The 25,527-nt window shown below is 52.7% G+C and carries 18 protein-coding genes; 9 read left to right on the top strand and 9 right to left on the bottom strand.

What is annotated here, in order from left to right; translation table 11 throughout:
- Positions 1 to 29 precede the first annotated feature (29 nt).
- Positions 30 to 851, bottom strand: a complete 822-nt coding sequence (locus L9H78_RS04135) for an SWIM zinc finger family protein (protein ID WP_347276288.1) — start codon at positions 849 to 851, stop codon at positions 30 to 32.
- Positions 852 to 934: 83 nt separating this feature from the next.
- Positions 935 to 4,039, bottom strand: a complete 3,105-nt coding sequence (locus L9H78_RS04130) for a DEAD/DEAH box helicase (protein ID WP_249620579.1) — start codon at positions 4,037 to 4,039, stop codon at positions 935 to 937.
- 373 nt (positions 4,040 to 4,412) lie between these two features.
- On the opposite strand from L9H78_RS04130, the gene putP reads away from it, so the two are divergent.
- From putP to L9H78_RS04115, 3 genes are all read left to right on the top strand, one after another.
- Positions 4,413 to 5,984, top strand: a complete 1,572-nt coding sequence (gene putP, locus L9H78_RS04125) for a sodium/proline symporter PutP (RefSeq protein ID WP_021353066.1) — start codon at positions 4,413 to 4,415, stop codon at positions 5,982 to 5,984.
- Between the two features lie 203 nt (positions 5,985 to 6,187).
- Positions 6,188 to 6,982 carry a GmrSD restriction endonuclease domain-containing protein gene (locus L9H78_RS04120; protein WP_249620578.1) on the top strand — a complete coding sequence of 265 codons (795 nt, stop codon included), beginning with the start codon at positions 6,188 to 6,190 and terminating at the stop codon, positions 6,980 to 6,982.
- Positions 6,983 to 7,050: 68 nt separating this feature from the next.
- The gene (locus tag L9H78_RS04115; RefSeq protein ID WP_249618587.1) at positions 7,051 to 7,524 is read left to right on the top strand and encodes a DUF2269 domain-containing protein; all 474 of its coding nucleotides are present in this window, start codon (positions 7,051 to 7,053) and stop codon (positions 7,522 to 7,524) included.
- Between the two features lie 156 nt (positions 7,525 to 7,680).
- Here the strand turns inward: L9H78_RS04115 and L9H78_RS04110 are convergent, their stop codons facing one another.
- The gene (locus tag L9H78_RS04110; protein WP_249620577.1) at positions 7,681 to 9,624 is read right to left on the bottom strand and encodes a DEAD/DEAH box helicase; all 1,944 of its coding nucleotides are present in this window, start codon (positions 9,622 to 9,624) and stop codon (positions 7,681 to 7,683) included.
- A gap of 135 nt (positions 9,625 to 9,759) precedes the next feature.
- On the opposite strand from L9H78_RS04110, the gene hutG reads away from it, so the two are divergent.
- Positions 9,760 to 10,698 (top strand): formimidoylglutamase, encoded by a 939-nt coding sequence (gene hutG, locus L9H78_RS04105; RefSeq protein WP_249620576.1) that lies wholly within the window; start codon positions 9,760 to 9,762, stop codon positions 10,696 to 10,698.
- A 3-nt stretch (positions 10,699 to 10,701) separates the two neighbouring features.
- Here the strand turns inward: hutG and L9H78_RS04100 are convergent, their stop codons facing one another.
- Positions 10,702 to 11,958 (bottom strand): MFS transporter, encoded by a 1,257-nt coding sequence (locus tag L9H78_RS04100; RefSeq protein ID WP_249620575.1) that lies wholly within the window; start codon positions 11,956 to 11,958, stop codon positions 10,702 to 10,704.
- A gap of 130 nt (positions 11,959 to 12,088) precedes the next feature.
- Here L9H78_RS04100 and L9H78_RS04095 point away from each other — a divergent pair, with 130 nt between their 5' ends.
- Entirely contained in the window at positions 12,089 to 12,586 is a 498-nt protein-coding gene (locus L9H78_RS04095) for a hypothetical protein (protein ID WP_249618583.1), read from the top strand.
- 60 nt (positions 12,587 to 12,646) lie between these two features.
- On the opposite strand, the gene L9H78_RS04090 is transcribed toward L9H78_RS04095, so the two are convergent.
- Together L9H78_RS04090 and L9H78_RS04085 are read right to left on the bottom strand one after the other, a co-directional pair.
- Complete coding sequence (locus L9H78_RS04090; protein WP_249618582.1) at positions 12,647 to 13,342, bottom strand: hypothetical protein; 696 nt, start codon at positions 13,340 to 13,342, stop codon at positions 12,647 to 12,649.
- A gap of 24 nt (positions 13,343 to 13,366) precedes the next feature.
- Positions 13,367 to 14,944 carry a carboxylesterase/lipase family protein gene (locus tag L9H78_RS04085; RefSeq protein ID WP_249620574.1) on the bottom strand — a complete coding sequence of 526 codons (1,578 nt, stop codon included), beginning with the start codon at positions 14,942 to 14,944 and terminating at the stop codon, positions 13,367 to 13,369.
- A gap of 213 nt (positions 14,945 to 15,157) precedes the next feature.
- Between L9H78_RS04085 and L9H78_RS04080 the strand changes: the two genes are divergently transcribed.
- On the top strand, positions 15,158 to 18,946 hold the full coding sequence (locus L9H78_RS04080; protein WP_249620573.1) for a multifunctional oxoglutarate decarboxylase/oxoglutarate dehydrogenase thiamine pyrophosphate-binding subunit/dihydrolipoyllysine-residue succinyltransferase subunit: 3,789 nt from the start codon (positions 15,158 to 15,160) through the stop codon (positions 18,944 to 18,946).
- Between the two features lie 334 nt (positions 18,947 to 19,280).
- Here L9H78_RS04080 and L9H78_RS04075 read toward each other — a convergent pair whose 3' ends face one another.
- Positions 19,281 to 20,027: a hypothetical protein gene (locus L9H78_RS04075; RefSeq protein WP_249618579.1), complete on the bottom strand. Its 747-nt coding sequence runs from the start codon at positions 20,025 to 20,027 to the stop codon at positions 19,281 to 19,283.
- Positions 20,028 to 20,091: 64 nt separating this feature from the next.
- Here L9H78_RS04075 and L9H78_RS04070 point away from each other — a divergent pair, with 64 nt between their 5' ends.
- Positions 20,092 to 21,216, top strand: a complete 1,125-nt coding sequence (locus L9H78_RS04070; RefSeq protein ID WP_249618578.1) for an Mrp/NBP35 family ATP-binding protein — start codon at positions 20,092 to 20,094, stop codon at positions 21,214 to 21,216.
- Between the two features lie 69 nt (positions 21,217 to 21,285).
- On the opposite strand, the gene tatB is transcribed toward L9H78_RS04070, so the two are convergent.
- Positions 21,286 to 21,858 (bottom strand): Sec-independent protein translocase protein TatB, encoded by a 573-nt coding sequence (gene tatB, locus L9H78_RS04065; RefSeq protein ID WP_249620572.1) that lies wholly within the window; start codon positions 21,856 to 21,858, stop codon positions 21,286 to 21,288.
- A 461-nt stretch (positions 21,859 to 22,319) separates the two neighbouring features.
- Positions 22,320 to 22,946: an RNA polymerase sigma factor SigE gene (gene sigE, locus L9H78_RS04060; RefSeq protein ID WP_419145555.1), complete on the bottom strand. Its 627-nt coding sequence runs from the start codon at positions 22,944 to 22,946 to the stop codon at positions 22,320 to 22,322.
- Positions 22,947 to 23,289: 343 nt separating this feature from the next.
- Between sigE and L9H78_RS04055 the strand changes: the two genes are divergently transcribed.
- A complete protein-coding gene (locus L9H78_RS04055; RefSeq protein ID WP_249620733.1) occupies positions 23,290 to 23,919 on the top strand; it encodes an O-methyltransferase in 630 nt (209 codons plus the stop codon).
- Between the two features lie 110 nt (positions 23,920 to 24,029).
- A complete protein-coding gene (locus tag L9H78_RS04050) occupies positions 24,030 to 25,505 on the top strand; it encodes a GH32 C-terminal domain-containing protein (protein WP_023019676.1) in 1,476 nt (491 codons plus the stop codon).
- Positions 25,506 to 25,527 lie beyond the last annotated feature (22 nt).

Below are 25,527 nucleotides of genomic sequence, written 5' to 3'. Positions count from 1 at the left end.
AACTACATTGTTAACACACTCGACTCACGTCATTGTTTCCCATGAGTTAAATGATGGTACATATCTTCGATATCGGACACAGCACGCAATAAATCAATGTTGGTATGGCTGACTGCACGCAATGCTTTGCGCAATAAATCTGGATCTGAATCATCCAAGGCTGGAGCTATTTTCGGACGCGGAACAGCAGGCAATTCTCTTCCCACCCAAAAAGTCTTTGCACCATCCTTGGTTGCATTACGTGCGACCTCATGCGCAGAAGAAGCGATCATTTCTTCGAGTTGTCGCAGGGAAATTCCTCGGAGGTGAAATACAGCAGCTGGATCTGCATCCAGTTTCCCTGATAACTCCTCTGCGAAAGCTACCAAATGCTTACAAATCCATGCACTATCCGGACAATCGCAATAACACCTGATATCTGAATCGTCTGCAGCCAGCAGCACTGCCAAGAGCTCGTCGGCAAGCTCTCCAGCTCGTACACGCTCCATCGCACCGCTAGTCTCCGCCAACATTCTACCGAGCGAATTAAGCTCTTCCCTGGACCGCGGTGGCAACTGAATAAGTACAGAAAAAGGTTGGTTCTGCGAGCCTGCCACCTTGCCATGGGCAGCTCCGTTGTGAATATCGACGTCAACCACGTGACCGCTACGCGCGTAATCAATACCGCGTTGATATCGTTTTTCGTCCGCATTATCGAAGATCATGCGACGCAACTCCAAGCCTGCAGAGCCCTGCAATGGACGTGAACGGGCAAGCCGCCGCACTGCGTCATGCATCTCAGGAGCTTGTTCTACACGTTTACGCGCACCAAAGTTCGCGTAAATGACGTTATCCAGTTCTGCGCTCTTCACACCCCTGGACTTCCCATTCTGCCTACGATCGTTGTTCATAGCCTGCCTAATTGCTTGCCTGCTTTTGGGACGATACCCGCTAGCTACTGCTCGCGATAGCTCATCAGTTCTGCTAATTGCTGCGGATCCAGTTCAGTAATCCAGCCTTCGCCCTCACCAACTATGGCGCCTGCCAAGTGGGTTTTACCATCCAAGATGTCCTGGATTGATTCTTCCATCGTGCCGGCGCTGATCATCTTATACACCGCCACATTTCGCCGCTGCCCAATGCGGAACGCCCGGTCGGTCGCCTGATTTTCCACCGCAGGGTTCCACCAGCGGTCCATGTGCACGACCATCGAGGCCGCAGTCAAGTTCAGTCCGGTTCCACCTGCCTTCAAGGACAAAATCATCACTGAAGGCCCACCGTCTGCCTGAAAGTCATTCACTAACCCGTCACGTTTATGCTGCGGCACTCCACCATGTAAAAACGGTACGGTTTCATCAAGATGCTCGCTCAGAAAAGGCTGCAAAATCTGCCCAAACGCACGGTATTGCGTAAACACCAACATTCTCTGGCCAGATTGCACGGCGTAATCAACCAGTTCCATAAGCTTTTCGATCTTGCCTGAGCGGTGTTGACCTTTCAACGTGACCGGAGAACCGTCCCCCAAATAATGCGCCGGATGATTACAGATCTGTTTCATTCGTGTCAGACTGGCAAGCACCATACCCCTACGAGCCATGCCCTCGTCTTTTTCTGATAACTGCCTTTGCACATCGTCAACCAGTGCTTTGTAAAGGGCAGCTTGCTCATCACTCAACGTAACCGTCAGAACTTCCTCGGTTTTTTCTGGCAGGTCATCGATGATCGCGGGGTCTGTTTTTAAGCGACGCAGAATAAACGGTGCAGTTAATCGGCGCAAGCGTTCCGTTAAAACTTCATCACTGTTACGCTCAATCGGTTTTGCGAAATGATGCCGGAAAAAACTGGCAGAACCTAAAACACCAGGATTCGTAAAATCCACGATTGAGCGCATTTCTGACAAACGATTCTCGACCGGTGTACCAGTGAGAGCAATACGATGGCGCGATGGCAGCGAGCGCACGCTTTTCGACGCCCGCGTTGAGGAATTCTTGATTGCCTGAGCTTCATCCAGCACAACCCGCCCCCATTCGATACGGCCTAAAGCCGAAAAATCCCTGCTAACTGTGCCGTAAGAGCTAATGACAAGATCCGTCTCTGTCGCTGCACGCACTAGTGCATCCCCCACTTTCCGATCACCGCCGTGGTGCACTAATACCCGCAGGCTGGGGACAAATTTCGCAGCCTCCCGAGCCCAGTTGCCTACGACTGAAGTTGGTGCCACTACCAACGTGGGCCCGCTAGCTTGCTCCCGAGAAATCTCAATCGCGGTGAGCGCTAACAGTTGTAAGGTTTTACCCAGGCCCATATCGTCGGCAAGTACAGCTCCCAAATTATTACGCGACATCCAGTACATCCAATCAACGCCTCGGCGCTGGTAATCGCGTAATTCCGCGTGCACCGTATCTGGGATCTCTACCCGCTCAGGAGCTGGCGTCTCCATACCTCCAAGCAAACTGGAATGCCATTTTGCGCCCGTAAATTCAATAGGCTCCTCAGACATGGACTGCAATGCTAGCTCGCGCAGGTCGCCCACAGTGACTTCTTGGACAGAGGAAGCTGAACTACCTCCCGCTTCCCCTGCACCAGCCAGACCTCCCACTTGGCTAAGAGCCGCGTTGTACGCCTGGCGTAGTTTTTCTGCTTCTACAGCTAATTCTTCAGCATCAGGCGAATCAGCTAAACGTGCCATCTCCGCTAACCGTGCGGCTTTTTCCATCCGCTTTTTCGCGCGCTTCGTGGCAGTTTCCGACAGCTGATCCATATAGCTACTGATGCGGCTGAGGGCCTGCGTATCTGCCATAACCCAGTTACCGCGTAACTTAATCAAGCCGGATTTCGAGTTCACCAATTCCGACATTTCGTCGTCGGTAAGCTCTTTGTCACCGACAGACAATCGCCAATTATATTCAACCAGCTTGTCCATACCCAGCTGGGATTGTGTCGCTTTTTCATTAATTTCGCGGGTTTCCAGCTTGGCAGTGGTTTCCATCTGCGACCAAGCACGTGGAAGCATGACGGTAAAACCTGCTGCGCGCAAATCATTGATGGCCGAACCAACGAAGTCAACGATTTGTTCGGTCTCGACATAGACATCCCAATCACCAGCGTTGGCATCCGCTTCCCGACGCCGAATACGCTCAACAGGATCGAGGTTCGGCTCTAGCATGGGCGCAACACGAATCGCCTGCAAATGCGATCTCCGCAACAACTCGACACTTGACTGATCCAGTTGGTCAGTACGGATGGGTTGTGGAGAATCTGTTCCGGAACGAACTTGTACTCGGATAGGCCACTGCGCATCTGGTTCATCTGGCGGTTCATTCACAATCACGACTAATTGCAAATCAACAGAAGTAATCGAGTCGTTCCAGTCGTTTAGACCACGTAAAAGTGCTCCTTTACCCCGCCGGATAGGTTGACCTTTCAACAGAGCTTGCGAAAAATCATGCCATGGATAAGGGCGGGGTTCGCTAGCTAATGACTGTAACTGCGCAATGGTTATCCAATGGACCAGGTGGTGGGACAGCTCATCGGAAAGATCACGGTTGTTTACCGTCAAAATACCCGGACATGCAGCAATCATTTCGCTAAGCCAGCCACGTTCTGACAATCCGGTAGCAAGGTGCCACTGCGGGAACCATTCACCTGCTTGATAACTCAACCGTATAGTGACTCGCCCAGCCTGAACGAATTTCGTAAGCCCCGTATACATACGAATAAGCCAATATAAATCCGGAGCGATCGCATTGCGCTGAGATTCGGTTGCCGCAGGGGATGCGCTGTCAAGAAACTCGAGTTCACTCAGGATTTTCACAGAATCTTCCGGGGCAAAAAGCCCCATCGGAACCATAAGCGAGACGTCTTTGCCCTTGGGGGTGCGCAAGGATATTCGCGCACGATTACGGAAGCTCCGCCGCTGCAACAAAGACTCCACGATCGGAGGAAAAGTACCAGCTGGGACCTGCTCCGGTAGGACAATTTTCCGTCCTTCTACCCTTTCGATCCATAAACTCAAGCCAGAAACAGGGAGCCATAGACCATGCAGAAGGAACGAAGACATAATGGACAGACTACCAGTTCGTAATCCCGACAGAATCCAATTGTTATTATTCTGTTACTTTTGTCAGTGTTGCCTGCTAAGAGCCTAAAAATCCTGATATTTCTCTGAGTTTGACGCAGCTAACATTTGGGTGAGCTGCGAATTCTCACTACGGTAAGGCATTGGTCCACAAAAACCAGGCGTTTTGCTGTGCACGTCAACAACAGTGACCACCGACAGGGTGCTCGCGGTGGCTTGACCACGCAGGAGGCTGCCAGGTTTTCAGTGGTAAGCAGAGCTCGACAAAAACTCTTGCCTGGCTGACTAACGCCAGGCCGTGTACAAGAAACACGTACTTTACAGTACGTCAGATGTCTATTTATTAGGAGTAACGGTGACAGAATCAACCTGGTTTGTCATCGCGATCATCATCTACATGTTCGGGATGCTCGCGATCGGCTACTGGAGCTATAAACAAACAGATCAATACGACGACTACGTCCTCGCCGGCCGTGGCCTACCACCGTTCGTGGCCGCCTTATCCGCTGGCGCATCGGACATGTCCGGATGGTTGCTCATGGGACTTCCGGGCGCTTTGTTCGCGTCCGGCATGGTTGAGCTGTGGATCGCCATCGGCCTCACGATTGGTGCTTGGGTCAACTGGAAGGTTGTCGCCCCACGGCTGCGTGCTTATTCCGAGATCGCTGACGACTCGATTACGGTTCCTTCCTTCTTCGAAAACCGCCTAGCAGACAAATCCCGCGTCCTGCGTGTTCTGTCCGCAGCGGTTATCATCTTCTTCTTTACCTTCTACGTTTCGTCTGGCATGGTCGCCGGCGGACGCTATTTCGAGTCAACATTTGATGGTGACTATCTGCTAGGCCTGCTGATCGTGGCTGCCATCACGGTTGCCTACACCTTTATTGGTGGATTCTTAGCGGTTTCCTACACCGACACCGTTCAGGGCATCATCATGTTCCTGTCCCTAATGATCGTTCCGGTCATGGCGTTCGTTTCTTTGGACAACGGCTCCGATATCTTTAGCTTCGCAGCAAACAACAACTACGCCACCGACGGCGTTGTTGAAGCAAACCCCGAATTCTTTAACTTGTTCAACGTTGGTTCTGCTGCAGCCGTAGCAGCCATCGTCGGTAACTTCGCTTGGGGCTTGGGTTACTTCGGCCAGCCACATATCATCGTGCGTTTCATGGCTCTGCGTAACTCCACCGACGCCCGCGCCGGCCGTTTCTGGGGTATCGGCTGGATGCTGCTCTGCGTCATTGGCGCAGTGTTCGTAGCCTTGGTCGCTACTGTCTTCTTCACCCAGACCGGTAACTCCATCACCGATCAGGATTCCTTCGAGACCGTATTCTTGGACATGGCACGGGTCATGTTCCACCCATTGCCAGCAGGCTTGGTCCTGACTGCAGTTCTGGCAGCGATCATGTCCACCATGTCCTCTCAGCTGCTAGCAGTGTCCTCCTCTCTCATCGAGGACCTCTACAAGATGTTCGCCAAGCGCAAGCCAAACGAGCAGGTCCTGATCAACCTGTCCCGCACTTGCGTTGTTGCCGTTGCCGTTCTTGCAGGAATTCTGGCAGTGAACCCAAGCGATTCCATCCTCGGCTTGGTTGGATTCGCCTGGGCAGGATTCGGTTCCGCATTCGGTCCAGTCGTGCTGTTCTCCCTGTACTGGAAGCGCCTAAACGCTCCTGGTGCTATCGCCGGTATGGCCACCGGTGCAATCGTCTCGGTTGTCTGGGGCGTATGGTTCTCCGACATCATCTACGAAATCGTGCCAGGCTTCGCCGCCTCGGTAATTGTGCTGGTACTGGTCACCTTGGCAACCAAGGAACCAGAGACAAAGGTCAAAAAGCAATTCGATCAGGCTTCCAAATTGACTGACATTGCTACCGAGAACGAAGACGTAGATTTCGACGAGGCAGCACAAGAGGTTAAGAAGTAACTTCTTCTTTTCCACCTCCGATTATTCTCGTGGCACGAGATCCTACGGCTGCGGGAATATAAGACATCGATAGCCTTTGGGCGAGCAACATCTCGCCCAAAGGCTATTTTTATGGCCGTACGGAAACTGTTCGCAAACTAGGCGATATCGGTTGGCTTAGTGGAGCATGGAACTTTAGTGCAATCTTTGCCGTCCAATCGCTTATGACCGCTCAACTGATGCCGCTGATTCGCACGAAGACCGCAGAGCCGGAAAAGCCATCGGCTAAAACTGCCAGATCACATTCAGTAGACACGCTGATCTACCGTGCATTTTTGCTGCTTTTATCCATCGCAACCATAACTGCATTGGTGATGGGTGCATGGTCCAAACTAAACCCCACGACATATGACAACGCCCTCATGCTCCCCGAGTGGCAGGAGTTAGAGAACCAATTAATAACGACACCACAAAGGCAAAAAATTCCAGGATACGAACGGGACCGCTTCGGCCGTGGTTGGGGCCAACAAGGAGCCTGCTCGACGCGAGAAGCCGTACTTCTTGCATCGAATATGCAGCCACGTTCTGAAGAATATCGCCATCACTCCAATGAACTACCACAGCCCACAAAACCAGAATCCTGCAAGATAAAGAATATCGAGATTTGGGATGAATATGCCGGTGGCTCAATTTCGATTGTAGATTCAGCGCGCCACGTAGATATTGACCATATTTTCCCGCTTTCCGCGGCTTGGGACTTAGGGGCACATTCCTGGGAACAGACCCGTCGCCAAGATTTTGCAAACGATTACCGGAACTTGGTTCCTACCGATGCAAGTGCAAACCGAGAGAAATCAGACTCCCTACCAAACGAGTGGATGCCATCTGACGTCTCAGCACATTGTTGGTACGCGCGCAGGGTTGCATATATCGCAGTGCTCTATGAGCTATCGATTCCCGAACCAGACGTTAAGCAAATGAATAAGGCGTGCCGACTCTTCGGTCTCTTCGCTGGCTAACTATGCGCTGGTAGAGTGGCATGCGGAGTTTTTGCCCCCACTACTTTCCTTACCGAAAGGGATAGTCCATGACAAGTTTTTTGATTATTCTGCACATAATCGCGGCGGTACTGTTTATCGGCCCGTTAATGGTTGCTACTTCTGCATTCCCTGCACAAATCCAAGAAGCCAAATCCGGTACCGCTACCGCAAAAGGTGCGGCTTCAGTCCTCTACCGGATCACCAAAACCTACGGCTTCCTGTCCGCGCTTGTTCCGCTGTTGGGTCTCGTAGTTTTCCTTAGCGATATGGAAACCTACGGCACCCAAGGTAAATTCCACGCATCGATTTTATTGGCAATTATCGCTTGGGTTATCTTGCTCGTGGTCATTCTTCCACGTCAACGCACCGCCTTGGGAGCATTGGGGATGCTTCCAGAAAGCGAGGCTTCACCAGAAGAAGACAAGATCGCTAGCTGGTCTCAGGTGAAGAAACAACTATCTATGTACGCCGGAATCTTTAATCTCATCTGGATTGTGGTTCTGGTTCTGATGTTCGTATAAGTCAAACAGATCCCAAAATTCTCGTAGCTTAGCCAACAAACAGCAACGCCCGGGCCAGGAATATTTTCCTGGCCCGGGCGTTAATTATCTACAGCATAGCTACTTAGAGCACCTACTAGCTCAGGTCAATAAGCTTGCAGGCTGGACGGGAGCTGGCTAATTACGGAATTTTCCGCCTTTGCGGCCGCCCTTGTTCTGCCGACCACCGCCGTCACCGCCTCGGAAACCACCACGCGATGGTGCTCCGTGATCTTTCCGGATCTTGATCAATTCACCAGAGATCCGGGTATCAGACAAGCGGTCCAATACTGCGGGATCCAAATCGCGTGGCAGCTCAACAATCGTATGCTCGGCTCCGATGTTAATACGGCCGAAATCTTTGCTGCTCAAACCGCCTTCATTTGCCAATGCTCCGACGATGGCACCTGGACGTACGTGTTGGCGTTTACCCACTGCTAAACGGTAAGGCTGGAAGTTACCATCTCGGTTATTCCGGCCACCGCGATCACGACCGCCCCGATCACGGCCACCACGTCCACCTCGGTCATCAAAGTCACGGCCACCGCGTTTGTCATTGAAACGGTCTTTGCGCTTATCAACCGGCTGTTCTTTCAGCAGGAATTCTTTGTCGCCTTGCATCTTCACAGCCAGAGCTGCAGCGATATCGTCCATGGCAACGTCATTGTTCTTCGAGTACTCACGAATCATGGTACGGAAGAAATCTTTGTCCTTCGCTGCAAGCGCCTCAGTGATGCTCTGTGCAAAGTTTTTCTTTCGCACTTCATTTACTTCATCAACCGTCGGCAACTGCATCTCTTCGAGCGTCGCCTTGGTAACTTTCTCAATGGAACGTAGCATGCGACGCTCACGTGGAGTTACAAACAAGATCGCTTCACCACTACGTCCGGCTCGAGCTGTACGGCCGATACGATGCACATAAGACTCTGTATCACCAGGGATATCGAAGTTAATAACGTGCGAAATACGCTCTACGTCTAGGCCTCGTGCGGCAACATCAGTTGCAACCAGAATGTCTAGACGACCAGACTTCAGCTGTTCAACGGTACGTTCGCGCTGGTTTTGCGCAATATCACCATTGATTGCCGCTGCGCTATAACCCGCTGCACGCAGTTTTTCTGCGACTTCTTCTGTCTCATGCTTCGTGCGAGTAAACACGATCATGCCGTCATAATCGATGACTTCCAAGATACGGATGAACGCATCAAACTTAGCGCGGTGCTGCGTAAAGAGGTAGCGCTGAGTGATGTTTTCGTTAGTACGCGCCTGGGACTTAACAGTTACTTCTGCTGGGTCATTCAGGTACTGCTTAGATAAGCGGCGAATACCATTGGGCATTGTGGCGGAAAATAGTGCAACCTGTTTTTCCTCAGGAGTATCGGCCAAAATGCGCTCAACATCTTCTTGGAATCCCATGTTGAGCATTTCATCTGCTTCATCAAGCACAAGGTACCGGAGCTTGGAAATATCCAGGCTGCCTTTTTCCAGGTGGTCGATGACACGGCCAGGCGTGCCGACGATAATTTGCGCACCACGCCGCAACCCGGCTAGCTGAATCCCGTAGGCTTGTCCACCATAAATCGGCAACACCTCGATACCACCGAGGTGTTTGGCAAAAGACTCAAAGCTGTCTGCAACTTGCAGTGCTAGCTCGCGAGTAGGTGCCAATACCAAAGCTTGCGGGAATTTCTCGGTGGAGTCCAGCTGAGCCAGAACAGGTAGAGCAAAAGCTGCAGTTTTTCCTGTACCAGTTTGAGCCAAGCCCACCACATCGCGACCCTGCATAAGGATCGGGATGGTTTGTTCTTGAATTGGAGATGGCTTTTCAAAACCTACGGCTTTTACCGCTTCTACCACATTGGTAGGCAGGTCGAGGTTGGAAAAACCCTGAGGACTATCGTTGGCCGTAGCTTGCGCTGCAGCGTCGGTGTGCTCAGAAGTTTCGCCACTCTTGGCAACGGCACCTGCGGTGTCCTTGGTGTTGCCTTGCGAATTTTCCTGAGATTCCGACCTAGTCGATGGAGACTGACTGAAGTTATCCGGCTCGTTGTCGCCGCCGGTGGCGTTATCGGTAATGCTCATTGCCTGATACACACTACGTCAGCAAACAGAAAAACACCATTTAGCGCCAATTTTCGCACAACCGAGTTCCCCACAGCACAAAGCCACCAACCTCAACGTGAGGTGTAACACATTATTTTTCCCTATACTTGTGGCATGACTTCTCATTCAGCTGTTTCCTCTACTCCACACCACTGGGATGGTCGACACGATGGCGATGGTCCAGAATTCCACCGTTGGCATTCAGTTATCGACACAGTACGAAGCAAGCCTGGAGCCGCAATTCTCGGCTTCGCATGTGATGAAGGAGCCCGGCGTAATGGATGCCGTCGTGGCGCCGCCGAAGGCCCGCATGTACTCCGCGAAGCTCTAGCTAACCTTCCAGTTCACAACGCACTACCCCGGTACGACGCCGGCACCGTCACAGTCAACGGCACCGATATGGAAGGCGCCCAGGAAGAATTATCTGAGCGCATCAAGGGTCTCGTCAACGCTGGCCATCTGCCTGTCGTTCTCGGAGGTTCGCACGAGGTAGGTTATGCCAGCTACCTTGGCTTACACAAAGCTTTACAACGCCCAATTTCTATTGTGAACTTCGATGGCCACTTAGATCTCCGGCAAACCGACATCCCAACGCACGGTACACCGTTTACCCAGGTGGCCGAAATGGTTGGAGATGAATTCGATTATTCGGTCATTGGGGTTTCCACCGCGGATAACACCGGAAAATTGTTCAGCTTTGCAAAAGAATTGGGCACCAAAATCATTCTTGACGACGAAATCCACAACATGTCCCCACAGGAGGCCGCCGCACGCGCCTTAGAAGTTGCCGATGTCCATAATGATCTCTATGTCACTATCGATCTAGACGCCATTTCGCCAGCTGTCGCTCCAGGCGTTTCCTCTCCATGCACTGTAGGGATCGGTATTGAACCGATGCGCGCAATGTGTAAAGCACTGGCCGCTAGTGGAAAACTGCGCCTGGTAGACATCGCCGAGATGAACCCTTATTACGACGTCGATGGTCGAACTGCACGCGTCGCTGCACGCCTTCTTGATGACATGATCAACGAGCATGCCAAACTGCAAAAATAGTCGCTACCGCGCAACAGGCAATTCCTGAAGGTTAGCGTCACGGCTAAGCAAGGTTTCACGCCCTGGGATCCAAGCAAAGAACGCAAACGCAGCTACTCCAGCACTGAGCAAGAATGCCCAAGTAAAGCCCCAGTTATCGGCGGCGGCACCTATCGCGAGAGGACCAAAGATCATCCCAAGGTCCATGGCCATTTGAAATGCTGCGAGGACTTTGCCTCCGGAGCGTTCATTGCCAATTACATCAGCCAGTGTTGCCTGCTGCGCAGGAACTGCAATCCCAGCTGCTGCACCACTCAGGCTTGAAAGCACGAGCAGAAGCCACAATGTGTCTGCTGTTCCATAAAGACCGACACAAAGGGCACCGGCTGCGAACCCCACCATAATCATGGGCTTGCGGCCGATCCGATCAGCTAATCGACCCGAAAACTGCAATACTATGGCGTTACCAGCTGCATAGGCAGCTAACGCGTACCCCGCAGCAGCTGCACTATCGGTAAATACCGCAGCAGCAAACAATGGAATAACTGTGACGCGCACCCCCATATTGACCCAGCCATGCGCAAAATTCGACACCAGCACGCTACGAAATGCAGTATCCTGCATAGCTTCCCTATAAGTCATTTTCGCATTGTTCGTGGGCTGCTGCGCCGAAGCATTCATTCTCGGCATTAATGCCCAGACCACCACCGCTGCGAAACACAAACCGATACCATAGATCAAAAACGGCCACCGAAAACCCAAAAAAGCAAGAGCTGAACCCACTAATGGCCCGAGGATGCTGCCTAACAAAAAACTCGTGGCATAGGTGGCAGAACATTTGCCTCGAATTTCTGGCGGTGCGAGTTTCACGATCAGGCCCATTGCAGAAACGGTAAACATAGTGGAACCGATTCCTGCTAAAAAGCGCAGCAACAAAATTTGCCAATATTCTTGTGCGATAGATATGAGTCCGGTGTTGATCGCGACCAGCAGCAAGCCCGTTATGTATACCCGCCGAACACCGAGTTTGTCAGCTAAGATTCCCGCACCTGTCGCAAAGATGAGACGCGATACGGAAAACACCGAAATAACAGCCCCTGCAGCGGCCATGCCGACATCAAAGCTCACGACGAATTGTGGCAATAAAGGAGCAATTAAACCGTACCCCAAAGCAACCAAGAAAAACGCTGCGACCAGGACCCAAATTTCTTTGGGGATCTGCGGCCGTTCTGGCTGGCTTTTAGGCTCGTAAGTATCTTTATTGGGGTTCGCAATAGGCATAGTTCTTGCGAGCCTACTCCGCAAGAACTATCAGTGCGGTGTAACCAGCCGGAATCACACTCAACACATAACGAACAAAAATTCGAACGCTTTATATCTCGTGTGCTCCCAGTTCCCTATTATCCAGCGTATGACTACACAACACGCACTTACACGCATCTCGCACACCACTCGTGACGTTGTAACCGAGATTCAGGCAACCGCGAGTGACCAGCTCTTCAAGCTGGACAGTGTGCTACATCATCCGCGTTCACTAGCACGACCAATGGCAAGCTGGCGTCCGCCACATCTGACCCTTGCAGTCGGTAAACATCGCCAGCTGAAAGCAACTCTTTCACGTTACCGAGTTGGCCCGCTAGCGCAATCAAGAATTCGCGGATACGGCGAACAGCGCACCCCAGCCTATGCCGTCAGCGTACGGCTCACAGACCCGGCCGGAACGCCTCCGCCCATGGTTCTGGCCGAGGCTTGGATTCGGGCTATCGTGCCCCAGGACATGATCAATGCAGTGCACCTCATCGACAGGGAAGATGACACCGCGGCAATCTACGTTTGGCTCGTTGATGCAAATTATGTGCCGATACACTCACCGGCTTCAATGTTTGCAGGTTTTTCTAAAGCAGCATAGAAATCCTTTTGAGATCTATGCTGTGCTCCTAGCGAGGGGCTAAGGGCACAACACAATTTTTTATTGTGCCTCAATGCCGTCATCACACGGCTTTAGCTGGAGTTCCCAGTCCTCGGCCTGCTCAACGCATAAAGACAAGACCTCAAACAGCCGATCAAAGTCAGTGAAAGTTCCCAACTCCAGAATTTCAGGCTCTCCCCCATACTCCAAATCCCCTACTCCGGAAAAATCACTGTCAGTGTCCTGGTCTTCTTGATCAACAGGCTCGCCTAGGGGCGATATCAATTCCGCATTCGCATCGGGGGTATAAGCCAGGAAAGACAAGCTGGCGGTTGGTACTCCGTCAGACAATTCCACCGCCACGCGCAGATGAGAATTTTCTGCAACATCCGCTAACACCACCGCAGGATCATGATGGTGATGCTCAAATTCTAAATTCGCGATCCGTTCGTCCCGTCCCTCCAGCAAATCGCGGAGGACTGTGACCACTTGGTCTGTAGCAATATGCTCGGCGACAGTAGCCACGGCATCTTCCACAGAAAATGCTACTGACACCAGTGCAGCTTCGAAATATTCATCGTCTTCGTCGACATCAGCCGCCGCAATATAGACATTTGCGGCTGGCAATACCGCATCAATTTCCACAAACTGAATCTCTATATCCGAGGTGATTGGCACAAACAGCACATCGCCATTTACGCGTGATTCCACCCCTTCGGCATCGAGGGCAGCAGCTATATCTTCAAAGAAGCTCATAAGCGCTAATCTACTACGGTAAAGCTAATCATCGACACGGAACCCTAAATCTCTCAATAATTCTGGGCGCCCAGCGCCCCATTCCAGCACGTTATATCCCTTCCAAGCTCGACGCTTGTCGGCTTTAGGGTCGTATTCCACACGAGACTGCGCATCGAAAACCATAGTTGGACGTGAGTGGTGCTGATCAGTCGGCGGTTTATATTGCGGCCAGTCAGAACCCGGTTGACCACTAGAAATAAAACTCGCCCAATGACGCTGCATTTCTGCGGTCAGCCGCTGCATGGCTGCGTCATCACGTCCAACTTTGGAGAGTAAACGAGTTTTCGAAGCTTCCGGGGTGCCAAAGACATTTGATAACTCAGCAGAATGGGCAGCACCAATTCCGAGCTTCCGCATTAGTTGCGGGGCAAAATCAAAACGATACATCCAGGTTGGGGCTACTTCATTGTGATGGCTAGCGATCCGCACAGTCGGTGCCCAAAACAAAGCATCCGTTACTAAGTCTGCAAATTCCGCACGGCTGCGCGCGCCACCATAAGCTTCCAAAACGGTGTCCGTATGTTCTGGATCATAGGGGTAGAGCAAGCGTCGCCCCGCTTTGGCACGCCGAGCCGTTCGCTGGAAAAAATAGCGGGTAATCCCTGCTTCATCCAGGTTTGTTCCCAACATCAAAGGAACACGTGCCTGCCTGCCATGCTGAAATGCCACCATCGGGTGTTCCGGCAGAGACTCCGACTCCACCGTCGGCCCGAAAGTCGAGTTCAGGAATTGTAACTCCCCTGCTCGCCACATCATAGACATGCCAGCACGCACTAATTCACCCGCACTAAAAGTACGCAGATCTTCTACTGTACTGTCGTGCGACAATCCCAAACGGGTCAGCAGTTGCCGCGCCCATAATTGTGACTGTGCTTTAGAATGAATCAATCCGATAGGCGGTGATTGCGCAATTGCGCGATGGAAAAGGCCGTGCGCCGGCGGTGAGCACAACAGGGCCAACACGGCAGCTCCCCCCGCTGACTCCCCCATGATCGTCACCGAATCCGGATCGCCACCAAATTGCGCGATATTTTCACGAACCCATTCCAAGGCCAGAACTTGGTCCCACAAAGCAGGATTAGCGACGCAATCTCCACCCAAACTGCGTAGATCGAGGTAGCCAAGCACGCCAAGCCGGAAATTCAGAGATACATAAACAACATTCATTACGCGGGCTAAACGATAACCTCGCAGCATGTTTTGATGGCTCGCACCCATCAGGAAAGAACCACCATGAAAATAGACCACAACCGGCAATCTTTCCACGGAGTGTGGACGCACAATGTCCAAATGGAGGCAATCTTCATCCCCTATGAGCCGTTCACTGAGTCCATAGTTCGGTTGCGGGGCCGGTGATTGGTAGCGTGTGCAGTCTAAAATTCCTTGCCATGGCCGTGGTGGTTTCGGCCGACGAAACCGCCCTGCACCACCCGTAGGCGCACCAAACGGGACCCCTTTCCAGACTGCAATAGTGCCGTCCTGAGCGAATTCACCTTGAATTTCTCCGCTGCTGATGCGTACCCGCGGATAATCCGACGTCACGTGCGACGATTCATCCATAATGCCCCAGGCTAGTTAACCCAGCAAGGATTAGCACGTACCGTCGCAAGCAGCGAAATACACGCGTTGACATATGAGGTGCCATTACACAACGCATAAGCGCGTAGAATGAATGCAAACTGTCTATTAAGCTTGAAAAGAGCGTAAGTCAGACAGCAAATGCGCAGATTAAACGAATGCACGCAAATTAACGGAAAGAGGCGAGCACCTGCCGTGAGCACTAACAATCCCTTCGGCTTGAGCACCTGGCTAGCAGACGAGTTGTACCAGGAGTACAAGAAAGATCCACAGTCGGTGGATAAAGAATGGCGCGAGTTATTTGATAAGCACGGCGCGCCATCCAACTTTGCCGAGTCAGCGGAAGCCAATTCCAAGGAAACCGCAGGCACCACCAAAGCCCAAAAAGCTCAAGGTGGAAAAGAGGCTGCTAGTGTGGCCCCACCGACACAGAAATCGTTGTCGCATAAGCGGGAACAACGTGAGTCTGTAGTAGATGAATCTGCACGTAAGGCTAAGAACAAGGCAGGCGTTGATAAGCGCGACGTCGCTCCAAAAGCGCCGAAGAAGGCACCTTCACCGTTAGACGAACTACCGGACTACGAGGGCGGCGAATCCAAGGCTCTCAAAGGCATGTTTAAAGCCATTGCGAAGAACATGGACGAATCTCTAGAGATTCCAACCGCTACTTCCGTGCGTGATATTCCAGTCAAGCTTATGTGGGAAAACCGCTCCCTAATTAACGAGCACTTGAAGCGCACCCGTGGTGGCAAGATCTCGTTCACTCACATCATCGGTTATGCCCTGGTCAAGGCGACCCAGAAGCACCCTGACATGAATGTGCGTTATGAACTTGTTGATGGCAAAAAGCCCACCGTGGTTTACCCAGAAGACATCAACTTGGGCTTGGCCATTGACTTGCCGCAAAAGGATGGTTCCCGCGCGCTCGTAGTTGCCGCACTGAAAAAGGCGCAGGAGAAGAACTTCGCCGAGTTCATCGAAGCATACGACGACATCGTGGCGCGGTCCCGCAAAAATAAACTGACCGCAGCCGACTTCCAAGGTGCAACGATTAACCTAACCAACCCAGGTGGCATCGGCACCCGACACTCCATTGCGCGTTTGACCAAGGGGCTTGGAACCATCATCGGTGTTGGATCCATGGACTACCCTGCCGAGTTTGCTGGTGCCTCTTCCGACCGTCTGGCAGAACTTGGAGTCGGCCGTTTGGTCACTCTGACCTCTACTTATGATCACCGCGTCATCCAAGGCGCGGAATCCGGCGAATTCCTGCGCACCATGTCACAGTTACTTGTCGACGACGTCTTCTGGGATGAGCTGTTTTCCGACCTGCAAATTCCTTATGAGCCAATGCGCTGGGCCCAGGATATGCCGAACACCGGAATCGATAAGTCCACCCGCGTCATGAACCTCATCGAGGCATACCGTTCGCGTGGTCATCTGATTGCTGATACCAACCCGCTGCGTTGGAAGCAACCGGGCTTGCCTTCCCCAGACCACCGTGACTTGGATATCCGCACCCATGGCCTGACGCTCTGGGATCTGGACCGCACCTTCCATGTCGGTGGATTCGGCGGCAAAGAATCCATGACTTTACGTGAGGTTCTCTCACGCCTACGTGCCGCCTATACGCTCAAGGTCGGCTCTGAGTTCACTCACATCATGGACCGTGATGAGCGTGAATGGCTGCGCGATGCCCTTGAAGCAGGAATGCCAAAGCCAACCAATGCCGAACAGAAATACATTCTGCAAAAGGTGAACGCTGCTGAAGCATTTGAGAACTTCCTGCAGACGAAGTACGTCGGCCAAAAGCGCTTCTCTCTGGAGGGCGCAGAAGCTCTGATCCCTCTGATGGACTCGGTCATCGATACTGCTGCAGGGCAAAATCTCGATGAAGTCGTTATCGGTATGCCACACCGTGGCCGCCTGAATGTACTGTTCAATATCGTAGGCAAGCCTTTAGCTGAAGTCTTTAACGAATTCGACGGAAACTACAAGGGCGGCCAAGCCGGTGGCTCGGGTGACGTGAAGTATCACCTCGGCGCTGAAGGCGAGCATCTCCAGATGTTCGGTGATGGTGAAATCAAGGTCACCTTGACTGCGAACCCTTCACACTTGGAAGCTGTCAACCCGGTGGTAGTTGGTATTTCCCGGGCAAAACAAGACATCCTGGACCGCGTCGAAGGCAGCCATGACAAGCGAGTCGTGCCTCTGTTGCTGCACGGAGACGCATCGTTCGCTGGATTAGGCATTGTGCAAGAAACCATCAACTTGATGGGACTAGATGCTTATAACGTAGGTGGTTCCATCCACGTAGTCGTCAACAACCAGGTTGGTTTCACGACTACTCCAGACTCTGGTCGCTCCACTCTGTACTCCACAGATCTCGCGAAGGGCTTCGATTGCCCAGTTTTCCACGTCAACGGTGATGACCCGGAGGCTGTTGTTTGGGTCGGTCAGTTGGCCACGGAATATCGTCGACGCTTCGGCAAAGATGTCTTTATTGACCTAATTTGTTACCGCTTGCGCGGACACAATGAGGCAGACGACCCATCAATGACCCAGCCACTGATGTACGAGCGCATCGGAAACCGCGATTCGGTTCGCCAGAAATACACCGATGAGCTCATCGGTCGTGGAGACCTCTCTGAGGAAGACGCCGAGGCGGCCGCTCGAGACTTCCGCGACCAGATGGAATCCGTGTTTAACGAGGTTAAAGAAGCCGAAAAGAATGGGCCTCAAGAACAGACTGGTATTGCCGCTTCTCAGGAGCTGACTCGCGGTCTGGATACCTCAATTTCGGCAGATACGTTACGTGAGCTGGGTGAAGCTTATCTGAATCTGCCAGAAGGCTTCGAGCTACACGACCGCGTCGCACCAATCGCGGAAAAGCGTGCCAAGTCAGCCGTCGAAGGCGGTATTGACTGGGGCTGGGGCGAGCTCATTGCTCTGGGTTCTCTGGCAAGTGAAGGCAAGCAGGTTCGTTTGGTTGGTGAAGATTCCAAACGCGGTACATTCACTCAGCGCCACGCAGTGACTTTCAACCCGAACACCGCTGAGCAGTACAACCCGCTACACGCACTGGCTCAAGAAACCGGCAATGGCGGCAGCTTCGAAACTTACAACTCGGCGTTAACCGAGTTCGCTGGACTGGGCGTTGAATATGGTTATTCTGTCGGTAACTTGGATGCTGTCGTTGCTTGGGAAGCGCAGTTCGGCGACTTCGTCAACGGTGCGCAAACCATCATCGACGAGTACGTCTGCTCTGGTGAGGCTAAATGGGGCCAGTTGTCCAAGGTCATCCTTCTCTTGCCACACGGTTACGAAGGACAAGGCCCCGACCACTCCTCTGCGCGCATTGAGCGTTTCCTGCAACTAGCTGCAGAAGGCTCCATGACCATCGCCCAGCCATCGACCCCAGCAAACCACTTCCACTTGTTGCGTCGTCACGCACTGGGCACAATGTCTCGTCCGCTTGTGGTCTTCACGCCGAAATCTATGTTGCGTGCAAAGGCTGCAACCTCTGAGGTAGCAGAATTTACCGAGGTAACCTCTTTCCGTTCTGTTATCAACGACCCTCGTCTGGTCGATGCCGATAACAACGTCATCGGTGACGCAGACAAGGTGAAAACTGTGATGCTGTGTTCCGGTAAGGTCTACTACGAATTGGAAAAGCGTCGCCAAAAGGATGAGCGTGAAGACATCGCGATTGTCCGCATCGAGATGCTGCACCCAATCCCGTTCAACCGCCTATCGGAAGCATTCGACAGCTTCCCGAACTTAGAAGAGATTCGCTTTGTTCAGGATGAGCCAGCTAACCAGGGTCCATGGCCGTTCTACAACGAGCATTTGCACGAGCTGATTCCAGAGATGCCTCGTATGCGTCGTATCTCTCGCCGTGCACAGTCTTCGACGGCTACCGGTATTGCCAAGGTGCACCAGCTGGAGCAGAAGCAGCTCATCGACGAAGCATTCGCTGACTAGAACCTGGTTCCAGTACGCGCATTCGCTTAGCCCGCTTGCGGTGAGTCAAGGCATCTGTTGTCTTGCATCACCGTAAGCCCCGAAAAGCCATGCAAGTGGTCTTTGTAGCGCCCTCAAACGGACACCGCTACATTTCGACGGTGCTGGCTGCAGACTTCCTATCTCTGCAGCCAGCACCGTCGCACCATTGCATGGCTTTTCTGCTGCGCAAACTTAAGTTCGAATCCTTCGGGAACAACCAAGGCGGCACAACTTTCCAGCTCGCCATCACAGGGGTCCAATCCCTACCGAAGCTTGCGCGGCTTTACAGACGCTAAGCCCCAGCCTCGTGTAATCAAGCCTCGTCGCTAACCGAATCTAGGGATTCCCCAGTTACGTTGACGCTAGCCCATTGCCCAACCGCATCCTCGGCGCTGAGACCGTCGGCAAGCTTGTCTTCTAGTTCTTCCAAGGCCCGCTTATCGATCAGCCGAGTAACGCCCGCAATTGCTCCAAATTCCTCTCGGTCAAACAAACGAGAGCTAAACAGTGGTGTGAAATCTTGCGGAAGATCCAATTCTGCATCCGGACAGCCTTCAGCAGATGACGGATTGGTAGTCACGATATGCACCGGTAAGAGGCCCATAACCTCACGGTGTAAGTGTTCGTGAATATCCGTCGCGTTAGGATCACGCTGTTCGTCCTCATCTTGCTGGCTGGCAAGCTCCTTCGCGAGTACCGGGCTCGTGTCTTCCACGAATTTTCCAGTACAAGTAATCATGAAATCTGCTTTTCCGGTCTGCAACTGTTCCCAGCGGTCCGCGGTACTAGCGGCGTCGTCGCCGAGTACGTGGGCTTCACGGCCAGACTCACGAAGTACCTGACGGTAAATATACGCCCACAAGAGTTGCTCGGTTGATGAACTGTCTGCAGTAATGCGCACTGCACGATCTTGAGCATCAGCTGCGACGGTACGAGAATCTGATTGCTCTTTATTGTTTGCCTGCTCAACCTGATTAGCATTCTCTGCCGAGGAGCATGCAGTCAACAGCGCGGTGGTTGCCAGCACAGTTACAAGCGAGCGTTTTTTCACGTTATTCATCGTTATTCATCCTAGCCACGCTGTGCAGTTTACAGATTAACTAGCAGGACTAAGATGGGTAATAATGAGTGCCATTACAGAATCAGCAGTCCGCGAAGCCTTGGCGCGCGTCGAAGACCCAGAGATCGGAAAACCAATTACTGATCTCGGCATGGTGAAATCCATAACAATCGACGGCGCCGACGTTAATGTCGAGGTGTACCTCACCATTTCTGGGTGTCCGATGAAATCGACAATTCAGTCGAATACCCAGGCAGCCGTTGCCGAAGTGGACGGCGTGGAGAATGTCTCGGTATCGCTTGATGTCATGAGCGATGAACAACGCCGTGAATTACGTAACTCCCTGCGTGGATCGCAGCGCGAACCAGAAATCCCGTTTTCCAAGCCAGAAAGCACCACGCGAGTTTTCGCCGTCGCTTCGGGTAAAGGCGGCGTCGGCAAATCGTCAATGACTGTTAACTTGGGGGCTGCGCTAGCAAACCAAGGATTAAAAGTCGGCATCGTCGACGCTGATATTTACGGCCATTCTGTGCCCAATTTACTGGGGTCCACTGAGGCTCCGACCGTGATCGACGATATGCTCATGCCTCCGCAAGCCCATAACCTAAAATTTATTTCCATCGGTCAGTTTGTGGAAGGTAACGCCCCCGTCGTGTGGCGTGGCCCAATGCTGCATCGTGCAATCCAACAATTTCTTGCCGACGTATTCTGGGGCGATCTCGACATTCTGCTGTTGGATCTACCACCGGGAACTGGAGATATTGCGCTCTCAGTCGCACAGTTGATTCCTAACGCCGAGTTATTAGTAGTCACCACGCCACAAGCGGCAGCAGCAGAAGTCGCAGAGCGTGCAGGATCGCTCTCCCAACAGACGCGGCAACGCGTAGCCGGCGTTATCGAGAATATGAGCGCCATGGTGATGCCGGATGGTTCCACAATGGACATCTTCGGTTCCGGTGGCGGAGAAATCGTTGCTCAACGCCTAACCACACTGGTAGGTACAGAAGTTCCGCTGCTGGGACAAGTGCCACTCGATCCCCCTTTGCGTTCACACAGTGACGAAGGCACCCCCGTGGTTTTGGGCGAGCCCGACAGCCCGGCTGCAAAAGAAATCACAAAAATCGCTGCTGGTTTAGCGAAACGTCGCACCTCACTGGCTGGCAAACCACTAAACCTTGGGGTGAATTAAATTCTGCAGGGTTGCTCCACGGGATAATTTCTCCGCTGGGGCATCGTTTAGGTACGGCACCTCGCCGGCCTAAATCACATCAGCCCAGTTAAATTCCGCTTTACCGCCGGGGCTCTGGTGATCTGTGCCTGATTGCCGGGGTCGGCGAGCCTGCTCATCGATGGTATTTTCCTGGTTTCCGGCCCGCTTTTTGTTGGCTGAGTCACCTCCGGAGCTTTCTAAGCGATGCTTATGCTCCGGCTGCACCTGGGTACGCTTTTCTTGGCTATGAGACGTTTTTGCAGAGCCCGGTCCGCTAGCAGCATCTTTCCCGCGCCCCTGTTCTTTCAAAATGGTGCGGGGGTCAAATTGGTTGAAGAAGTCATCGTCTTCGTCGAAAAGCGTCTTCGCGATAGCAGCACGCGGGCCCATACGGCTCAATTGACCAACTTTTTCAAGAGGTGCACGGAATTGTTCAAACTCAGTGCCGAGTTCTTCGAACTCGCCGTTAAGTTCTTTTTTCGCATTATTGATGGCCTTACGGGCGGCAAATACCGCGGCTCGAATATCCTGTAATAGCCCAGGTAAACGCTCGGGACCGATGACGATAATCGCCACCACAAAGATGACGGCAATCTCCGACCAACCGATATTGGAAAACACGAAACTAGTTTAGCGTCTAGTCGGAGCGATTTCGAAGCACCGTACGTCCCAACTTTTCAAGACGACGCAGCAAGTCGGACTGTGTTTTTTCACATCGGGGATCATCTGATTGGGAATCGTTAGATACATCCGCTATCCCTCGCAGTCGGTGTAACAACGATTCAGGCACTTGCACCTGCTGATCACCGTTGCAGCTACGCAAAGCCTGGGCTGCGCGGCGTTGTCTATGGACATCAGCACGGCAACTTTCGCAAAGCACAAGATGTACCCGTGCGTTGTGTTCTGATTTGCGTGTCATTTCCCCGTCCACAAACGCGGTGATGGCCTCAGGTCCTAGATGGTCGAATCGACGGCGGGGTTTTGCGACGCGCTTCTTTTTCTCCGCGCCAGGTTCTGCAGGCGTCATGATAAAAATTGACTCGCCTCCCTCGTGAGTACTCAGGTTAGCCACGTCCACATTGCTAACGTGTACGCAGCAAGATCTGGGTTTCTTCGTTGTGAGTCGCTTCTTGTTCTAGGTAGGCACGCAGTTGTGAACGCCCGCGGTGAATACGGGAACGCACGGTGCCCATCTTCACACTCAGCGTAGCCGCAATTTCTTCGTAGCTCATCCCTACGACATCGCACAAAACGATTGCGACTCGGAAATCCGGTGCAAGCTCATCCAACGCCTTTTGCAACGCAGGATCCAAATTGGCGACGTTATACGCCTGTTCGGGCGTCATACTGTTACCGGCAAAACGCTCATAATCCTCTGGTAGCGATTCCATACGAATCTTGGAGCGGTGACGCACCATGTCTAAGAATAAGTTGGTCGTGATCCGGTGCAACCAACCAGCGAAAGTACCGGGTTGATAATTTTGCAGCGAGCGGAATACACGCATGAAAGTCTCTTGCGTGAGGTCTTCAGCATCTTGTGGATTTCCCGCTAAACGAAACGCTAAACGGTAGACACTATCAGCGTGCTCAACCACTAATTCGTCCCAGTTTGGCATCGCACCAACACCTTCATCGAATGCTTCAGTGCCGCGCAGTTCCGCGGTGGATTCTATGCTCCCTGGGGCACCATCCTGGATCGTCATAAGCATGATTGTGCTACAAGTCTCTCAAGAAAGCCAGCCCACTACCTGTGTCATCACTGTGAATCACTAACTGCACCAACCAGGCGCTATACACCGCAGCAACAGAGAAACACTACAGACAAAGTCATCAGCAAAATAACACAGCACGCACGCGGGAGAGGACGCCAGAGATGACGCTGGAGAGCACCATGAACACTCGCTGCTGCTTGGGAAAAATTTTAACTAAAGGCGTTTAGCAACGGTTTTCGCTAATCACCCGCACCACATTGCAGCGTATACTGCAAAAAATATTTAGACTGTTGGTGTGTCTACTTCAGAGAATTCTCCGCACACTTCACCAGTCTCAGCCATGCTCGGATATATTGACTCCACCGCGGTGGTTTCTGAAGGCCTGCAGGCTGCACTCGCCCACGCCCAGGAATATTCGCTGCCTGCCCCGGATGCTACTGTTGGGCAACTTTTAACCACCCTCGCTGCAAGCGCCACGCATCCAGACAACCCAAAAAGCGCAGGCGTAATCGCAGTCAGCCCAGCATCAAGCGTGGTTGGCTTATATCTCTTGCAAGGCTTACCCGAAAAAGGAGTTTTGACCTGCATTGACCCCGAGGTGGAACATCAGCGACACGCCAAACATGCATTTCGGGAAGCCGGATACAGTGCTTCGCGAATCCGCTTTTTACCGTCACGCCCACTCGACGTAATGGGAAGATTGGCTGCAGCCTCGTACCAAGTGATTTATGCCGACGTACCGTCGACCGATCTCCCGAAATTGGTCGAAACCGCCTGGCCATTATTGGGGCGCCGAGGCACCTTAGTCCTGGCAAATTCGCTTCTCGACGGCACCATTGGTGACCCCTCACGCAACGACCGCGCAACCCACGCTGCACAAACCGCAGACGAATACTGCAGGAAGCTCGACGACGCTATCGTCACCCGCCTACCCCTGGGCTCAGGGTTGACTCTGATCACAAAACTGTAAACACAAACCTATCCTGACCTGCAGTGGCCCACTCTTAGAGGGCATTCCTGCTGCAAGACATTACAAACATCACTACCCTGGTCGTGAGTTCAAAGACCCAAGGAGAAATCATGACTGAGATCCATCGACCGGAACTCCACATCACCCCGGAACGTGGCGTGCTAGATGCCCCTGCTGGAGTTCTGCTCGACGGTAATGATTGGCACGTGTTCTATCAGTACCGCCCCGAGGTTCCGGGACCGGCACGCTGGGCACATACGATCTCTCAAGGTGATCCGTTCTCTTGGTTCGAATGCGATGACGTATTAGCACCGGTCGGTGGGGAGCTGACGGTTCGCGCTGGTTCTGTGGTTCCTATCGACGGCGACGGTACACAAGATGCCAACTTATATTTCACTTCGGTAACTTCCGGTGGCACGAATATTCAGCTCGCAAAGATGAATGAGCTTACCGCAGATTGCCCACTGTCTGAAGAACACACAGCCTTAAACCCTGCAATCAATCGTGTCTCGGCGGTGCTCGAAAATCAGGAAGGTTTCCAACGTTTCCGTTCACCGTGTGTGGTTCCGAATTGGCAAACCCCGGTCAATCGAGAAGCTGGGCATGCTGGCTGGTTGATGTTGGCTTTAACTGGTGATGCTGAGACTCCTACCCCGGTTATCGCCACGTCGCAGGATGGTCAGTCTTGGGATTTCCAAGGGGAACTGGAATTTGAAGGTGAGCTCGGTTTAGATCTTTCCCCGGAAGAAGGCCAGCTCTCCACTATCGTTGCCCCACGTATTTTGCGTTTGCGTGATGAGGTCGACGGCGAAATTTATGATATTTTACTGCTCACTCTAGAGCGCGCCGGCGTCGATATTTCCGGTTACCTCGTCGGCACATTGCGCGGGACAACCTACCATGTGCGCAGTGGCTTCCGCCGTATCGACCACGGCCATGATTTCACACGCCCACGCAACACCAACATGACCACAGGCACTACCCTGCGGGGATCCACGAATAACTCGACAAACCCGGCTGATTATTACACAGAAGCCGCTCTCTTTGGATTCATCAACGGGGTAGGTCGACACGACGATCCAACCCAGCATCCTTCGCTTACCGACGAAGGTTGGGCGAATGCTTTAACGCTGCCACGCATGATTTCTCTGCAGGACGGTCTGCTGTACCAAACACCACCTGCTGGGCTACCGGAAGCTATATCTGCATCTGAGCGAGCACATGGCTACACCGTTTTGTGTGAAGTTCCTGCCGATGAAGGTTCCGCTCTAACGGTGTCGTTAATGGACTCCAACGGCAAAGAAACTGCCCGTATCACGCATTCCGGTGACACGCTGAGCATCGACCGTAGCGTCGGTCCTAGCGATCGATACCGGGACGAAGCCCCCGCTGTAGCAGAACTTGCCGATGGCGACAGCGATTCTTTGACCATCATCGTTGATGGTTCCACGGTTGAAGTTTTCGCGGATGGCGGCTGCGTGGCAATGACTTCGCGCGTATATTTCGACGGAGGATGCTCTGCGATTGAAGCTAAAACTACCGGGCATGCGAAAATCGAGCGCGACTGGCACCGCAGCGCTTCCTAAACTTAAACTCCCCCCATGCTCG

Origin of the sequence: Corynebacterium pseudodiphtheriticum, from assembly GCF_023509295.1 — a bacterium.
Taxonomy (GTDB): domain Bacteria; phylum Actinomycetota; class Actinomycetes; order Mycobacteriales; family Mycobacteriaceae; genus Corynebacterium; species Corynebacterium pseudodiphtheriticum.
This window is presented reverse-complemented; position numbering and strand designations above follow the sequence as displayed.

What these genes read in the sequence shown, in the direction of transcription:
- L9H78_RS04130 (WP_249620579.1), bottom strand. Translation starts at nt 4,039, where the DNA reads ATGTCTTCGTTCCTTCTGCATGGTCTATGGCTCCCTGTTTCTGGCTTG.
- L9H78_RS04120 (WP_249620578.1), top strand. Translation starts at nt 6,188, where the DNA reads ATGACCGCTCAACTGATGCCGCTGATTCGCACGAAGACCGCAGAGCCG.
- L9H78_RS04115 (WP_249618587.1), top strand. Translation starts at nt 7,051, where the DNA reads ATGACAAGTTTTTTGATTATTCTGCACATAATCGCGGCGGTACTGTTT.
- L9H78_RS04110 (WP_249620577.1), bottom strand. Translation starts at nt 9,624, where the DNA reads ATGAGCATTACCGATAACGCCACCGGCGGCGACAACGAGCCGGATAAC.
- hutG (WP_249620576.1), top strand. Translation starts at nt 9,760, where the DNA reads ATGACTTCTCATTCAGCTGTTTCCTCTACTCCACACCACTGGGATGGT.
- L9H78_RS04100 (WP_249620575.1), bottom strand. Translation starts at nt 11,958, where the DNA reads ATGCCTATTGCGAACCCCAATAAAGATACTTACGAGCCTAAAAGCCAG.
- L9H78_RS04095 (WP_249618583.1), top strand. Translation starts at nt 12,089, where the DNA reads ATGACTACACAACACGCACTTACACGCATCTCGCACACCACTCGTGAC.
- L9H78_RS04090 (WP_249618582.1), bottom strand. Translation starts at nt 13,342, where the DNA reads ATGAGCTTCTTTGAAGATATAGCTGCTGCCCTCGATGCCGAAGGGGTG.
- L9H78_RS04085 (WP_249620574.1), bottom strand. Translation starts at nt 14,944, where the DNA reads ATGGATGAATCGTCGCACGTGACGTCGGATTATCCGCGGGTACGCATC.
- L9H78_RS04075 (WP_249618579.1), bottom strand. Translation starts at nt 20,027, where the DNA reads ATGAATAACGTGAAAAAACGCTCGCTTGTAACTGTGCTGGCAACCACC.
- L9H78_RS04070 (WP_249618578.1), top strand. Translation starts at nt 20,092, where the DNA reads ATGAGTGCCATTACAGAATCAGCAGTCCGCGAAGCCTTGGCGCGCGTC.
- sigE (WP_419145555.1), bottom strand. Translation starts at nt 22,946, where the DNA reads ATGCTTATGACGATCCAGGATGGTGCCCCAGGGAGCATAGAATCCACC.
- L9H78_RS04055 (WP_249620733.1), top strand. Translation starts at nt 23,290, where the DNA reads ATGCTCGGATATATTGACTCCACCGCGGTGGTTTCTGAAGGCCTGCAG.
- L9H78_RS04050 (WP_023019676.1), top strand. Translation starts at nt 24,030, where the DNA reads ATGACTGAGATCCATCGACCGGAACTCCACATCACCCCGGAACGTGGC.